This is a genomic window from Pseudomonas sp. S2_B07, assembly GCF_054668435.1.
In genome coordinates this window covers 2,800,571-2,816,096 of the sequence record NZ_CP162769.1, presented here as the reverse complement: position 1 = coordinate 2,816,096, position 15,526 = coordinate 2,800,571, and the positions used below count along the sequence as shown (strand labels likewise).

10 protein-coding genes and 2 pseudogenes are annotated in these 15,526 nt (G+C 61.5%); 8 read left to right on the top strand and 4 right to left on the bottom strand.

Annotated features, from left to right (window positions below; all coding sequences use genetic code 11):
• Positions 1 to 21 precede the first annotated feature (21 nt).
• On the top strand, positions 22 to 390 hold the full coding sequence (locus AB4N43_RS13035; RefSeq protein ID WP_027924404.1) for a glyoxalase superfamily protein: 369 nt from the start codon (positions 22 to 24) through the stop codon (positions 388 to 390).
• Between the two features lie 87 nt (positions 391 to 477).
• Here the strand turns inward: AB4N43_RS13035 and AB4N43_RS13030 are convergent, their stop codons facing one another.
• Positions 478 to 843, bottom strand: a complete 366-nt coding sequence (locus AB4N43_RS13030; RefSeq protein WP_310271581.1) for a DUF6124 family protein — start codon at positions 841 to 843, stop codon at positions 478 to 480.
• A gap of 389 nt (positions 844 to 1,232) precedes the next feature.
• Entirely contained in the window at positions 1,233 to 2,249 is a 1,017-nt protein-coding gene (gliR, locus tag AB4N43_RS13025; RefSeq protein WP_027924406.1) for an AraC family transcriptional regulator GliR, read from the bottom strand.
• 210 nt (positions 2,250 to 2,459) lie between these two features.
• Between gliR and AB4N43_RS13020 the strand changes: the two genes are divergently transcribed.
• The 6 genes from AB4N43_RS13020 to AB4N43_RS12995 all read left to right on the top strand — a co-directional run bounded on the left by AB4N43_RS13020 (position 2,460) and on the right by AB4N43_RS12995 (position 12,538).
• Entirely contained in the window at positions 2,460 to 4,055 is a 1,596-nt protein-coding gene (locus AB4N43_RS13020) for an FAD-binding oxidoreductase (RefSeq protein WP_027924407.1), read from the top strand.
• A gap of 5 nt (positions 4,056 to 4,060) precedes the next feature.
• Complete coding sequence (locus AB4N43_RS13015; protein ID WP_460154123.1) at positions 4,061 to 5,665, top strand: glycerol-3-phosphate dehydrogenase/oxidase; 1,605 nt, start codon at positions 4,061 to 4,063, stop codon at positions 5,663 to 5,665.
• A gap of 219 nt (positions 5,666 to 5,884) precedes the next feature.
• Positions 5,885 to 7,453: an FGGY-family carbohydrate kinase gene (locus AB4N43_RS13010; protein ID WP_460154209.1), complete on the top strand. Its 1,569-nt coding sequence runs from the start codon at positions 5,885 to 5,887 to the stop codon at positions 7,451 to 7,453.
• Positions 7,454 to 7,692: 239 nt separating this feature from the next.
• Positions 7,693 to 8,982: a phospholipase gene (locus AB4N43_RS13005; RefSeq protein WP_194940849.1), complete on the top strand. Its 1,290-nt coding sequence runs from the start codon at positions 7,693 to 7,695 to the stop codon at positions 8,980 to 8,982.
• Positions 8,983 to 9,052: 70 nt separating this feature from the next.
• Positions 9,053 to 11,008 carry a DUF1302 domain-containing protein gene (locus tag AB4N43_RS13000; protein WP_460154122.1) on the top strand — a complete coding sequence of 652 codons (1,956 nt, stop codon included), beginning with the start codon at positions 9,053 to 9,055 and terminating at the stop codon, positions 11,006 to 11,008.
• A 156-nt stretch (positions 11,009 to 11,164) separates the two neighbouring features.
• Positions 11,165 to 12,538: a DUF1329 domain-containing protein gene (locus tag AB4N43_RS12995; RefSeq protein WP_194940847.1), complete on the top strand. Its 1,374-nt coding sequence runs from the start codon at positions 11,165 to 11,167 to the stop codon at positions 12,536 to 12,538.
• A gap of 134 nt (positions 12,539 to 12,672) precedes the next feature.
• Here the strand turns inward: AB4N43_RS12995 and AB4N43_RS12990 are convergent.
• Positions 12,673 to 13,269: pseudogene (locus tag AB4N43_RS12990) on the bottom strand (methyl-accepting chemotaxis protein); the annotation flags it as partial.
• 309 nt (positions 13,270 to 13,578) lie between these two features.
• Positions 13,579 to 14,559: pseudogene (locus AB4N43_RS12985) on the bottom strand (methyl-accepting chemotaxis protein); the annotation flags it as partial.
• Between the two features lie 292 nt (positions 14,560 to 14,851).
• On the opposite strand from AB4N43_RS12985, the gene pmrG reads away from it, so the two are divergent.
• Positions 14,852 to 15,523, top strand: coding sequence for a lipopolysaccharide core heptose(II)-phosphate phosphatase PmrG (gene pmrG, locus AB4N43_RS12980; protein WP_027924414.1), 672 nt, complete (start codon positions 14,852 to 14,854; stop codon positions 15,521 to 15,523).
• Positions 15,524 to 15,526: the final 3 nt, after the last annotated feature.

The following is a 15,526-nucleotide window of genomic DNA, read 5'->3' as shown; positions in this document are numbered from 1 at the left end:
CCCACTGGCGAGAACACTCCTATGAGCTTCGGCAAAACCACCCCGATCCTGCGGATTTTCGATGAACGCAAAGCGATAGAGTTCTACGTCGACTTCCTCGGCTTCAAGATCGACTGGCAGCACCGTTTCGAAGCGAACTTCCCGTTGTACTTGCAGGTGTCTCGCGGCGAATGCGTGTTGCACCTGTCCGAACACCACGGCGATGCGACGCCGGGTTCGGCCTTGCGGATCGAGACGGATGAGCTTGAGGTGTTCCAGCAGCAGTTGATTGCCAAGGAATACACGTTTTCGCACCCGCAGATTCAGGCCATGCCGTGGGGCAGCCAGGACATGACCATTGCCGACCCGTTCGGTAACCGGTTGGTGTTCACCAACGCGATCAGCCTCTGAGCGCAAACGTTGTAAGCGGAACAAAGAAGCCCGCTGCCGAACCCTTTTGGTTTGGCAGCGGGCTTTTTTCGTTCGTGGAAGCAGTGATCAGTCAGTGGGCACTAATTTATCCAGCACTTGATTGACCGCCATTTCCGCCACCATCACCACTTGGGCGATACCTTGCGCGGTTTTGCGGTGCGAGCCTTCGAGCAACGCGGCGAAGTCGTTGAGCATGACGGTGGCTGAGCCCAGGGTTTCACAGGCATCGGTCAGCAAGGGTTCGGTGCCGGACGCCGGGTTGGCCATGTAGAGGCGATTGGGTTGGTAGGGCTTTGTCATGACGTGGGAGGCCGGAGGGCCCAAATAGTGATTGAGTGCGCGCTCGGCGGCTTCGTGGAGTTTCTTTGATTCCGGTGTTTCGTAGGGGGATGCCGGATCGGTGTCCGGTGGGTTTGGCGTAACTTTGAACATGGGCGCGTACCTTGTAAGGCCGCATCCATTTCGCCGCTAAGCGAAAGGGAGGCAGCTGTGCGCAAGTTAGCGGACCGGTCGCATCCCATCCCGGCGCACCCGAAGGTGCCATGCGCACAGCCACCATCAAGCTCAGGCCAATGCCTGACTGGATGATACTTGTGCAACCAGGAGCGAATGTAGCCGAGCCGCTAAGCTCGATCACTGGGAATCAGTGACGCGATCCACGTTACCGAGCAGCCCCCAAGCGCACAAGCCGGCGGATTCTGGCGCAGTCGTAGGCAGCGGCGCAAGGATCTGTGGGTGTTGTCGCGTAACGCCGAGTGTCTTTAAACAGGTGCAATGAAAGACGTTTACTGCGCTGTTGCGACTGACGCTTTCGCGAGCAGTCACACCCGGTAAGTCTGGCGAAACTCGCCGGGCGGCATCCCGCGCCGGCTCTTGAACGTACGGTGAAACGAGCGCGGTTCGGTGAAACCCAGGTACTGAGCGATGTCCTGAATCGGCAGCGTGCTGTTGAGCAGGTAATGCTCGGCCAGTTCCTGGCGCAGGTCATCGAGGATTTGCTGGTACGAGGTGCCGGCCTGATGCAACTGGCGTTGTAGCGTGCGCACCGACACGGCGAGATGCTCGGCCACTTGCTCCTTGCGTGGCAGGCCTTCCTTGAGCAACTGACGCAGGATGCTTTTGACCCGCTGCTCCAGCGACGCGTCCTCCAGTGTGGCCATCAACCCCTGCGCATGTTCTTCCAGGGTGCGCAGCAATTGCGCATCGGCCTGGCGCAACGGCAACTGCAAATACGGCAACGGCACTATCAGCGCCGAATAAGGTTGGTCGAACAGCACCGGGCAATCGAAGAACTGCTCGTATTGCGCCAGCGTCGCCTCGGCCGGGAGTGCATGTTCCAGCCAGACGGCGGCCGGTGACATCTGTGTATCCGCGATCCAGCGCGCGTATTGCAACCAGGAACCGAGCACGTTTTCGACCAGGTGCCGGCGAATGCGCGGGCGTTGATAGCGGCAGGTCCAGATCAGGTGCACGTTGCTGTCCTGCACTTCGGCGCGGCTGACGCCCATGTCGCCCACCAGTTTCTCGAACGGCATGATGCGGCTCATGGCATCACCCAGGGTCGCGCAGTTCATGGTGATGTAACCCAGCACGCTCCAGGAGTTGGGCAACACAAAATGCGCGGCGTTGAGACCGAACAGCGGATCGCCCGAGTGTTCGCAGAAATAATCGAGCAAGCGTTCATGGGCCTCACCCGGCAACCGCAGGCTGTTGTCACTCAACTGCTGCGCCTGCAACCCGGCCGCCGCCAACGCAGGCTCGATGGCCATGCCCAGCTGTTCGGCATGACGCAGGTATTTGAGCAGCGGCGGAACGGAAGTGAAGCCCAGGGATTGCATGATCGTATTCCTTTGATCAAGGCCCGCGTGCGCGGATGAATGCGCTGAAAGGTAATTTGAAACCACGGCTAAAGTAAATGGCTGACACTTGCGCGACGTTTGACTCAATTGGCTACTCGAACTGGCCGGATGCGACCGTGACACTTTCGGGCAGCTGACTAGTATGGGGGCCTGAAATATCACCAATAAGAACCGCAAAAGGACACACGCATGCGACGCTGGAACGGCTGGGGAGATGCAACCACGGTGGTCGAACTGCCGGCACAAGGCGCGAGTTTTCTCGCCGAGCGGCTGGGAGACGGTCGAGCGCTGCCCGATGCCACGCTGGAGGCGGCATTGGCCCGTGTGCCCGCCTCGCGGTTGCAGGAACACGCCTTATACAGCGTGCAATCGCACGATCGTTTGCTGCATGCCCGGGGGCAGAGCCTGCCGGACTGGCTGGCGTTGCGTGAAGGCGCGCTGGGGAATTATCCCGACGCCGTGGCCTTTCCCGAGACGGCCGAACAGATCCGCCAATTGCTCGCGCTCGCTCATGAACAGGACGTGTGCCTGATTCCTTATGGCGGCGGCACTTCGGTGGCCGGGCATATCAATCCACCGGATTCCGCACGGCCCGTGGTCACGGTGTCCCTGGCCCGGATGAATCGCCTGCTGGACCTCGACGAACAGAGCTTGCTGGCCACCTTCGGCCCTGGCGCCAGTGGGCCGCAGGTGGAAAGTCAGTTGCGCGCCCGGGGGTATACGCTGGGGCATTTTCCGCAGTCGTGGGAGCTGTCGACCCTGGGTGGTTGGGTCGCCAGTCGCTCCAGTGGCCAACAATCGTTGCGCTACGGGCGTATCGAGCAACTGTTCGCCGGGGGGACTCTGGAAACCTTTGCCGGGCCGTTGGAAATCCCCACGTTCCCGGCCTCGGCCGCCGGGCCCGATCTGCGCGAAGTGGTGTTGGGTTGCGAGGGCCGATTCGGGATTATTTCCGAGGTCAAGGTTCGGGTCAGCGCATTGCCCGCCGATGAACGTTTCTACGGTGTGTTTCTGCCCAGCTGGACCAAGGCGCTGCAAGCCATCCGCCAGTTGGCCCAGGCGCGGGTTCCGCTGTCGATGCTGCGCTTGTCCAACGCGGTGGAAACCGAAACCCAACTGGCGTTGGCCGGTCATCCGCAGCAGATCGCCTGGCTGGAAAAATACCTGTCGCTGCGCGGTGCCGGTGAAGGCAAATGCCTGCTGACGTTCGGCGTGACCGGTAATCGCCGGCAAAATGCGCTGTCCCTGAGCCAGGCCCGCCAGCACCTCAAGGCATTCGGCGGGGTGTTTACCGGCACCTTGCTCGGCAAGAAGTGGGCGCAGAACCGTTTTCGTTTTCCCTACCTGCGCGAGAACTTGTGGAACGCCGGTTATGTGGTCGACACACTCGAAACGGCCACCGACTGGAGCAACGTCGACAACCTCCTGACCCTGATTGAAGCCAGCCTGCGCGACGCCTTGGCGGCTGAAGGTGAACGGGTGCACGTGTTCACTCACCTGTCCCACGTCTACGGTGAAGGCTCGAGCATCTACACCACCTATGTGTTTCGCCCGGCGGCGGACTATCCCGCGACCCTGGCCCGCTGGCAGGCGCTCAAGCACGCGGCCAGTCAGACCATCGTCGACAACCATGGCACCATCAGTCATCAGCACGGCGTGGGCAAGGACCACGCGCCGTACCTGCTGCGCGAGAAGGGCGTGCTGGCGATGGACACCCTGCAGGCGCTGAGCCGGCATTTTGATCCGGCCGGGCGCCTGAACCCCGGCACGTTGTTGCCGGAGTGACGGCCATGAGCCCGAACTGGAACGCCGCGTGGCGCCAGCAAATGCTGCCGACGCTGGCGGAGGAAACCTGGGACCTGATCGTCATCGGCGGCGGCATCAGCGGCGCCGGTATCCTGCGCGAAGCCGCGCGTCGTGGCTGGCGGTGCCTGCTGCTGGAGCAACGCGATTTTGCCTGGGGCACCTCCAGCCGATCCTCGAAAATGGTCCATGGCGGTTTGCGGTACATCGCCAAGGGTCAGTGGCGCCTGACCCGCGATTCGGTCCGCGAGCGCCAGCGCCTGCTCGACGAAGCGCCGGGGCTGGTGGAGCCGATGAGTTTCATGATGCCGCATTACCGTGGCGGCTTTCCCGGACCGCGAGTGCTGGGAGGGTTGTTGTCGATCTATGACGCGCTGGCGGGACGGCGTAGCCATCGCTTCCATGACGCGCAACAACTGCGTTATCTGGCGCCGGGGGTAAAGGAACATGACCTGCTGGGCGGCACCTGTTTTGTCGATGCGCTGACCGATGACGCCCGTTTGGTGATGCGCGTATTGGGGGAGGCCCGGGCCGATGGCGCCGTGGTGCTTAACGGCGTGCGCGTGCAGCAATTGCTGCGTAAGGAAGGACGCGTTTGCGGGGTCCAGGTGGAAGACTGCGAAGGTGGCGCGTCACTGCAATTGCGTTGTGGTGTGCTGGCCGTGGCCACCGGTGCCTGGGCTGAACGCTTGCGCCTGCCTGATGCCCCGCGTCAGTTGCGCCCGTTGCGTGGCAGCCATTTATTGCTGCCGGGCTGGCGCCTGCCGGTGGCGCAAGCCTTCACTTTTCTGCACGAGCGCGACCGTCGCCCGGTGTTCGTTTTCCCGTGGGAGGGCGCGACGGTCGTCGGCACCACGGACCTCGATCATCAGGGCGATCTGGACCAGAGTGCGAGTATCAGTGCCGAAGAACTCGACTATCTGCTGGCGGCCTGCACTCAACAATTTCCCCAAGCCGAAGTAGTCGCCGCGGATGTGCTGTCGACCTGGTCCGGGGTGCGCCCGGTGGTGGGCAGCCCTGCAGGTGAACCTCAAGGCAAACCCTCGAATGAAACCCGCGAGCATGTACTGTGGCAGGAGCCGGGTTGCGTGACCCTGGCCGGCGGCAAGCTGACCACTTTTCGTCCGCAGGCCATCGAAGTGCTCAAGGCCTGCGCGAGCATGCTCGACCGTCCCTTCAATGATGACGCCGCGCCGGTGTTTGCCGTGGTGCCGCCGCTGGCGATTCCAGGGCTCTGTGGCAACCAGTGGCGGCGCCTGGCCGGGCGACATGGCCGTGACCTGCCGAGGCTGGCGACACTGATCGCGGAATTGGGTCATGACAGCGTGGGCGCCACGGACACCTTGTGGGCGGAACTGGCGTTTGCCTGTGAGACGGAAATGGTGCTGCACCTGGATGACTTACTGCTGCGTCGAACCCGTCTGGGCCTGTTGCTGCCGCGCGGTGGCGAGGAATACTTTGCGGCCATCCGCCAACTCTGCCAGCCACGACTCGGTTGGGATGATGAGCGTTGGCAGCAGGAGTTGCAGCGCTATCAGGCGTTATGGCAACGCCACCACGGTTTACCCGGCAGTCGCGTTGAGCACCCGTAACCCTGTAGCAGCTGGCGAGCGCAACGAGGCTGCGTTCGGCGGCAAAGCCGTCGCAAAACCACCACCCTGGTGTTTCAGAAAAACTTCGGGGGGCAGGGATTGCGAGAACGTTGTTCTCGAACGCAGCCTCGCTGCGCTCGACAGCTGCTACAGGGCTACGGGCTACGGAAAATAAGAATTCAGGAATGTGCGCGACCCATGCCCATTGAAGAGAGCTCCATGGATAACCACCCGAACAAGCGTTACCTGTTGGCCATCGACAATGGCACCCAGAGCGTGCGCGCGTTGCTCTTCGACCTGCAGGGTAATTTGCTGGGCAAAGGCAAGGTCGAGTTGCAGGCCTATTATTCGTCTCAACCCGGTTGGGCCGAGCAGGACCCGGAGTATTACTGGGCGAAACTGGGCGAGGCCTGTCAGCAGGTGTGGCAGCAAACCGGTATCGATCGCTCACAGATTGCCGGCGTCTCGCTGACCACCCAGCGCGGCACGGTGATCAACGTCGATGCCCAAGGCAAGCCGCTGCGCCCGGCGATTCTGTGGCTCGATCAACGCCAGAGCGAAGTCGAAGGCGGGATCAAGGGGCCGTGGGGCTGGCTGTTCAAACTGGTCGGCGCGCAAGCCACCGTGGATTATTTTCGCGCCCAGGCCGAGGCCAACTGGATCGCCCGCCACCAGCCTGAAGTCTGGGCGGCGACCGACAAGTTTTTGCTGCTCTCGGGGTTTCTGACTCATCGCCTGTGCGGGCGTTTTGTCGATTCCGTGGGCTGTTGCGTTGGCTACTTGCCGTTCGATTTCAAACGTCTGAAATGGGCCGCGCCCAGCGACTGGAAATGGCAGGCGCTGGTGGTGCGGCCCGAGCAGTTGCCGAGCCTGCACAAACCCGGTGAAACCCTGGGTTTCATCACCGCTGAAGCCAGCCGTCACACGGGCATTCCCGAGGGGATTGCGCTGATCGCGGCGGGTGCCGACAAGGCCTGCGAAGTCGTCGGTTCTGGCGTCGTTGATGCAGACACGGTGTGCCTGTCCTATGGCACCACGGCGACGATCACCAGCACCCGGTCGCGCTACCTGGAAATCGTCCCGTTGATTCCGCCTTACCCGTCCGCATTGCCGGATCAATACAACTGCGAGGTGATGATTTATCGCGGCTACTGGATGGTCAGCTGGTTCAAGAACGAGTTCGGCCTGCGGGAAATGCAGCAGGCCAAAGCGCAGGGCATCGAACCCGAGCAACTCTTCGATGCGCTGGTCGACGCTGTGCCGCCGGGGTCGATGGGGTTGATGCTGCAGCCCTACTGGTCGCCGGGTATCCGTGAGCCGGGAGTGGAGGCCAAGGGCGCGATGATCGGCTTCGGCGACGTGCATACCCGCGCGCACATTTACCGGGCGATCCTCGAGGGGCTGGCGTATGCCTTGCGCCAGGGCATGGAGAAGATCGAGAAACGTTCGAACATCTCGGTCAAGCGTTTGCGCGTTGCCGGTGGTGGTTCCCAGAGTGATGCGGCGATGCAGCTCACGGCGAACATTTTTGGCCTGCCGGCCGAGCGTCCGCATGTCTATGAGGCGTCCGGTCTGGGCGCGGCAATTTGCTGCGCGGTGGGGTTGGGTCTGCACGCGGATTTTCCCACGGCGATCGCGGCCATGACTCGGGTGGGGGCAGTGTTCATGCCGCAACCCGAGGCGCAGCAGATTTATGAGCGACTGTACAAAGAGGTTTACCTGCGCATGTACCGCCAGCTCAAGCCGTTGTACCAGAGCATCCGCAAAATCACGGGTTACCCCGCTTAGCCGACCACCTCAAATCCCTGTGGGAGCGAGTTTGCTCGCGATAGCGGCGCGTCAGTCACCATCGATGTTGACTGTCACACCCGCATCGCGAGCAAGCTCGCTCCCACAATGATCTTCGGTGTTTTCTGCACCGGGGCGTGGCGCTATCGGAGAACTTTTCTGGTGAGATTGGACAGTGTCAGGGGCAGGGTCGGTTGTTAGGCTCAACCCCACTGCTCATCCAATAAGAACCAAAAGCAATGAAGCTGACATTCCTCCTGTTGCTGCTTTGTGGAACGGCACCGATGGCGTGGGGCTGGTCCAACCATACGGTCGGCAGCTACCTGGCGTTGCAGGATCTGCCGGCCTTGCGCGATGCCCCGCAGGTCGAGGTTGAGCCGTTGGAGCAGTTTCTCGCGCATCAATACCCGGCCGTTTCTGCGCTGCTGGACGAACAGGAACGCTTCGCCCGTGAGCACTTCGCCCACTACCCGCCGCGCCCCGACAACCTGAAATTACCCGCCATGCCTGGGGACAATCTGCGCCATGACTTCCTCACCGCGCTGCGGATCAATCCGCGGATTCATCTGGCGATGGTTATCCAGCCGATGCCCGGCAAGGACCTGCCCGAGCGAGAACACCTGAAGGCCGAGCAGGTCATGGTTGAACAGACCCTGTCGCCGTGGAATCGCCAGCGTTTCATCCGCGTGGCGGACGGAGAAAAAGTTGCGCCCCTGGCCGTGTTGGCCAGCGCCGCCGAGGAGCCTGATTACGGCCACGACATCAACCTGTTCAACGACAACCCAGGCGAGGTGGGCGCCTTGTACGGCTTCGGCCCGCAGCCTTTCGGCGATGCGCGGTTTCCGTACAGTTCCCAGGCGCCGTTTCATATGGGGTTCTTCCATGAAAGTGCGGTGGTGTATGCCGCGGCCGGATTTCTTCAGCGCAGCTGGCCGGACTGGCGCGCCTACCAATACATGGGGTTGGCGCGACTGGCGTTTGCCAGCGGCCATCCTTACTGGGGTTATCGTTTTCTCGGCTGGGGCCTGCACCACGTTCAGGACCTGACCCAGCCTTATCACGCCAAAGCACTGCCCGGCGTCGAGCTCGCGAGTCTGCTGTTGCTGGAAAGCAAGGCGCTGGCCGGCTTCGATGCCGACAAGCATGCCGCCATTGAACGGGTCGCCACCCGGCACACGGAAGTGGAAAAGTATCAGTCGACCTGGCTTCGGCGCCTGCTGCGCGCCGGCCAGGCACATCCGATGCTCGACGCTTACACGGACTCTGCACAGGACGCCGGTTACCCACCGTACTCGGTCGACTACCTGCGCGAAGTGGTGAGCGCCGAGTCCGCCGACGAATCCGCAGCGTTTGATGAAGCCATCGGGCAGTGGCTGGAGACCGCCCCGATCACCCGCGATTTCAGCGCCGGTAACCAGGTGCAGCGCGAAGACTTCGACCATCCGGCTCTGAACCAACAGCTGTTCAAACTGCTGGGGCATTTCGGTGCGCACAGCCGGATATATGTCGATGCGGGATTGGCGCCATAGCCATCGCGGCAACGTCGCCTACTCACACAGGCAGCATAAAAACAATAAAACCAGGGAAGAGGAACAGATCATGAGAACCCGATTTCGCCTGTCTGGCGCGGCGCTCCCCGGCGTCGGCCTGGCAGGGCTGCTGCAACTGTGCGCAGTCGACGGCGTGCAGGCCGAGGAATTCAGTGTGCTGGACAATCAGGTCACCGGCTCGTTCGACAGCACGTTGTCCTATGGCCGCTTGTGGCGGGTCCAGGGCCGGGACAAGAACAACGACGACGTCAACACCAACGACGGCAATCGCAACTTCGACACCGGGCTGGTTTCCGAGGTGTACAAGATCACCTCGGAGCTTGAGGCCAACTATCAGAACTACGGGATGTTCATGCGCGGCACCGCGTTCTATGACACCCAACTGATGGACAAGCGCAACGATTACTACCGCAACAACAACCCCTCACAACCGAGTCAGAGTTACCCGCAGGACGACCACTTCACTGGCCAGACCCGCGATATCGCCGGCAGCCGGGTGGAGATGCTCGACGCTTACCTCTATGGAAACTGGGACGTCGCGCAGATGCCGGTCACGGCCCGTATCGGCCGTCAGGTGTTCAACTGGGGCGAGGGGATTTTCTACCGTGGCGGGATTAACACCACCAATCCGGTGGACGCCGCCAAGTACCGTTTGCCCGGCGCTGAAGTCAAGGAAGTGCTGGTGCCGGTGGAAGCGCTGAGCTTCAACATCGGCCTGACCGACACCCTGACCATGGAAAGTTTTTACCAGACCAACTGGAAGGAAACCCGCATCGACCCGGTCGGTACGTTCTACTCGCAGACGGACCTGTTCGCCGATGGCGGCAACACCGGCTACAACAACTTTACCGATACCGCGCTGGACACTCCGGTGCCCGGTTTCGGCAACGTGATCGGTTTGTACAGCGCGCTGGGCAACAACCCGTTGCTCAATCAGACCCTGAGCACCACCGGCCTCTACGCCAACGGGGTCACGCCGACCTTCGGCAATACCGTCAAAGTGGCCTCGGTCGGCAAGGATTACAACGCGCGCAATGACGGCCAGTTCGGGTTCGCGTTTCGCTACATCGCCGAACAACTCAACAGCACCGAGTTCGGCGTGTACATGGTCAATTACCACGCCAAGGAACCGACCATTTCCGCCGATCTGGGTGGGTACAAAGGCATCGACATGAATGCCCTGACCAACCTGTTGACCGGTGTCGCCGGCAGTCAGGCGGGGCAACTGGCCAACGGCCTGGCGACCGTGGATGTGCTGGGCAATATCCAGGCGCATCGCCGTTACGCCGAAGACATCCGCATGTACGGCTTCAGTTTCAACACCACCCTGGGCCAGGCATCGGTGTTCGGTGAAGTGGCCTATCGGCCGAACCTGCCCATCGGCGTTGCGGCCACCAACGACCTGATCGGCGACCTGGCCAACGGCGCTGCCGCCGCAGCAGCCGGTCAGACCATCAACATTGGCGGTCAGCAGGTCACGCTCGCCAGCCAGATCAATAACGCCGAGCGAGTGGAAGCGTTCAACACCTCCCTGGGCACCATTTACAACTTTGGCCCGAGCTTGTCGTTCGACTCGATGTTCGGGGTGTTCGAACTGGCGTCCGAGCACCTGCGCGGCAGCAGCCTGCATTACACCGCTTATGACGGCAGCACGCGTTACTACGCGGGCACCGGCAACTTTTCCTATGTGTCCGGCGGTGATCGTGCCGACCAGGTCAACCGCGACTCCTACAGCTACACCGCGATGATCAACGGCACCTGGAACGACGTGTATGTCGGGGTCAACGTCTCGCCTTACGTCGTCTACAAGGACGACTTCCAGGGCAACAGTTATCAGGCGGGCAACACCATCGAGGGCCGCAAGGCCTACACCCTGGGGATCAAGGCCAACTACCAGAACAAGCTGGAGGCCGAGCTGCAATACACCGAGTTCTACGGCGGCGGGCAGGACAACGGCCTGCGTGACCGCGACAACGTCGGCTTCAACCTCAAGTACTTCTTGTAAGCGCCATACACAAAACCCCTGTGGGAGCGAGCTAGCTCGCGATGAGTGCGTCACAGCCAATACAGATGTCGTCTGGCAGGCCGCTATTGCGAGCAAGCTCGCTCCACAGGGATCTGCTGTGTTTTGCAGACCTGCTGGATTTTTCGGAGAACGATGATGTTTCACACTTCACGACTGACCCAAACCACACTGGCGCTAATCCTGAGCCTGGCCGCCGGCAGCACGCTGGCCGCCATCTCGCCCCAGCAAGCCGAACAACTGAAAACCACCCTGACCCCGCTGGGCGCCGAGCGTGCCGGCAACGCCGCCGGGACCATTCCGGCGTGGGCCGGCGGTATCACTCAGGCGCCGGCCGGCTACAAACCCGGTCAACACCACCCGGACCCGTACGCGGCGGACAAGCCGCTGTTCACCATCACCAAAGCCAACCTTGATCAGTACAAGACCCACCTCAGCCCGGGTCAGGTCGCCCTGTTCAACAGCTACCCCGACACCTTCCAGATGCCGGTTTATCCCTCGCGCCGGTCGGGCTCGGCGCCACAATGGCTGTATGACAACACCTTCAAGAATGCGACCTCGGCCAAGCTGCTCGAAGGCGGCAGCGGGTTTGCCGATGCCTATGGCGGTGTGCCGTTCCCGGTGCCCAAGGACGGGATCGAAGTGCTGTGGAACCACATCACCCGTTATCGCGGTATCTATGTGGTGCGGCGTGCTTCCGAAGCGCCGGTGCAGCGCAACGGCAGCTTCGCGCTGGTGACCTCGCAGCAGGAAGGGCTCTTCAACTATTACCGCCCGGGCGGACAGTTTGCCGACCTGAAAAACATCCTGTTTTACTACCTGGCGTTCGTGAAGAGCCCGGCCCGGCTGGCCGGTGGTGCGGCGTTGATCCACGAGACCCTGGACCAACTCAAGGACCCGCGTCAGGCCTGGGTCTACGACGCCGGCCAACGTCGTGTGCGCCGTGCGCCTAACCTGGCGTATGACACGCCGATCGCCTCATCCGACGGCCTGCGCACGGCGGACGATACTGACCTGTTCAACGGCTCGCCGGACCGCTACGACTGGAAGCTCAAGGGCAAGCAAGAGGTCTACATTCCGTACAACAACTACAAAGTCGGCAGCCCTGATGTGAAGTACGCGCAGTTGCTCACACCGGGCCACCTCAACCCGCAATTCACCCGTTATGAGCTGCATCGGGTCTGGGTGGTCGAAGGCACGCTCAAGCCGGGCTCGCGGCATATCTATTCCAAACGTGTGCTGTTTCTCGACGAGGACAGTTGGGGCGCCGCACTGGTGGATCAATATGACGGGCGAGGGGAGTTGTGGCGGGTGTCGATGGCCTACCTGAAAAATTTCTACGACCTGCCCACCACCTGGAGTGCGCTGGACGTTTTCCATGACTTGCAGGCGCGCCGTTACTACGTGCAGAACCTGGACAACGAAGAACCGGCCACCGTGGACTTCGCCCAACCAGTGCCGGAAGACGCGTATTTCATGCCATCGGCATTGCGTCAGCGCGGGACTCGGTGAGTGGCGACATTTGATCATGCCCACGCTCTGCGTGGGCATGCAGCCCGTGACGCTCTGCGTCACATTTAGAAGCAGACGCGGAGCGTCCGTTGCGGCATTCCCACGCGGAGCGTGGGAATGATCAAGACGGCGACTTAAACGCGGAAGTGGCTGACCATCTGCTGCAATTGACCACCCAACCGCGCCAGTTCAACGCTCGACGCAGCGGTTTCATCGCTGGCGGCGGCGGTCTGTTCGGACACGTCGCGCACGTTGATGATGCTGCGGCTGATCTCTTCGGCCACGGCGCTTTGCTGTTCGGCAGCGGCGGCGATTTGTTGGTTCATCGACTGGATGTTGGACACCGTGCGGGTGATGTTTTCCAGCGACACACCGGCCTTGCGGGTCAGCGCGACGCTGCTGTCGGTGAGGGCGCGGCTGTTGTTCATGACCGCCGACACTTGTTGCGTGCCATTTTGCAGGGCGGCCACCAGGCCTTCGATTTCTTCGGTGGACTTCTGCGTGCGCTGGGCCAGGCCCCGCACTTCATCGGCCACTACCGCAAAACCACGACCGGCTTCACCGGCGCGCGCGGCTTCAATCGCGGCGTTGAGCGCCAGCAGGTTGGTCTGTTCGGCGACGGCCTTGATCACGTCCATCACGCTGCCAATCTTGTCGCTTTCCTGTTGCAACACACTCATGGCTTCGGTGGAACGCACCACTTCGCTGGCCAGACGCTCGATCTGGGCGATGGCTTCGTTGACCACTTTGTCGCCTTCGCGGGCTTCACCGTCTGCCGCGGCGGCGGCTTGCGACGCTTCTTCGGCATTGCGCGCGACTTCCTGCACCGTGGCGGTCATCTCGTGCATGGCGGTGGCGACCTGATCGGTCTCGATTTTCTGGCTGTTCACCCCGGCGCTGGTTTGTTCGGTCACGGCCGACAGTTCTTCGGCGGCGCTGGCAATTTGCGTGACGCCGTCGCGGATGCCGCTGATCAGGTCGCGCAGGGTCACGCCCATGCGCGCGATGCCTTGCTGCAACACGCCAAGTTCATCACGGCGCGTGACTTTGACGTCCTGAGACAGGTCGCCGCTGGCGATGCGTTCAACCACGGCCAGGGTGTCGCGGATCGGGCCGGTGATTTGACGGGTGATGATCACGGCGGCAATCACGCCGACCAGCAACGCGAGCAAGGTGCTGATCAATTGCAGGGTACGTGCCTGGGTGCTTTCGGCGTCGCGGCGGTCGAGCTGGATCTGATACAGCTGATCGCTCAGGGTCAGGATGGCGGCCCCCTGATCGGTCATTTCCTTGCGCGCCTGCACCGCATCGGCGTTGGCCGCTTTATACGACTGCAAGGCGCTGCGGTAGGCAACCAGCGCGGTTTCCAGCTGACGCAAGGCGTCTTGCTGAGTCTCGGCAAACTGCGCATTCAGTGGTTTGAGGCTGGCGATCGCGGCGTCCAGTTGGCCGACGGCTTTTTGCTCGGTCTCGGCATTGGTGGTGGCGGTGTAACCGCGCACTTCGTAGCGGGCCAGGATGAACGCTTCCTTGGCGGCGGTGATGGCCTGGAATTGCTCGAAGCGTTGATCGCTCAGCGGCATTTGCTGCACGCGACTGCTGATGGCTTCGATCAGTGTGCTGGCGGTTTCAGCATTGGCGCCCATGGTGTCGCGGGCACTGTTGCCAGTGCGGTAGGCGCTGCGCATTTTGTTCAGCGAGGTCTGGTACGCCGCAATGACGGTGCCTTGCTCTTTGAGCAACTTGAGGTTTTCCGGGCTCTTGAATTTCGACAGCAACGCTTGTTGCTGAGCCGAGAAGGCGTCGAGGGTGGTCTGGACGTTCTGCGCGGCGGTTTCGTCGCCGTTGGTCAGCATGTATTGCAGGCGAACGACGCGCAGCTTGGTCAGGCCGGCATTGAGCTGGGTGATGTCGCTCATCCAGTTGCTGCGGTCAATCAGGCTGCCCAGGCTTGTCCAGCCGGTCAGGGCCAGGACGCAGGTCAATGCCAGGACCAGGCCGAATCCCAGGCCCAGTTTCATGTTCACGCTGATATTGCCGAACCAGCTATTCATCAATTCCTCCAGGAACGTTGTGCTTCTTGATCGTCGGTTGGCTGGAAGATTGTTGTTTTTGGGAGCCAGCAAGGTAGGTAGCAGGTCTGTATCGGCCGCATCCACGAGAGCTGAAAGGATTTTTCAGGGCGCAACCTGTAACAAGACTTTGCGCAGCTTTTAAGCTTTTTTTCACATACGTTTCACCCGCTGCCGACGCTTGCCTCTCTAGTCTCAGCGGATTTAATGAGCGCGGTACGTGCCGGCGAGGCGGCTTGGTGTGGAATTGAGACTGAATCTACTCGGGATAAAACGCTCGATCGATTTGAGCCGCTATGCCCGCTATCGCAATGCGGCGGTGGTGCTGGCGTCGGCGCTGTTGGTGATTCCGTTGACGATCTGGCTGTTGCAGCCTGCCGCCGTGCCGGACCTGGCCCATGACAATGTTGCGGGTGCCAAGGCACTGATGGACGGTTGGGCCAAGGGTGACATGATCGTGCTGGTGCGCCATGTCGAACGCTGTGATCACTCCCCGGCCCCTTGCCTGGCAGGCGATGATGGCATCACCGAGCGTTCCCGTAGCGTTGCGGTCAGTGTCGGCGAGCAGTTCCAGCGCCTCGGAATGAGCAAGGCGGACGTTTACAACAGTCCGATCCTGCGCACTGCGCAGACCGCCAATTTCATGTTCAGCAAGGCAGGCGTCGGTGAAGACTGGCTAATCAGTTGCAAGGGCACTATGTTGCGTGATGCCCTGGCGCACAAAGTGGCGGGCCGCAATTTGGTGCTGGTGACCCACAGTGAATGCATGGCGCAACTTGAAAAAGACCTCAAGTTGCCGACGTCGACCCTGGGTTACGGCGCCTCATTGTTTATCTCCGCTTCAACACCGCAAACGACACACATGTTGGGTTTCATTGAAGCCTCCGATTGGCACACGGTAACCACCGAATGACTT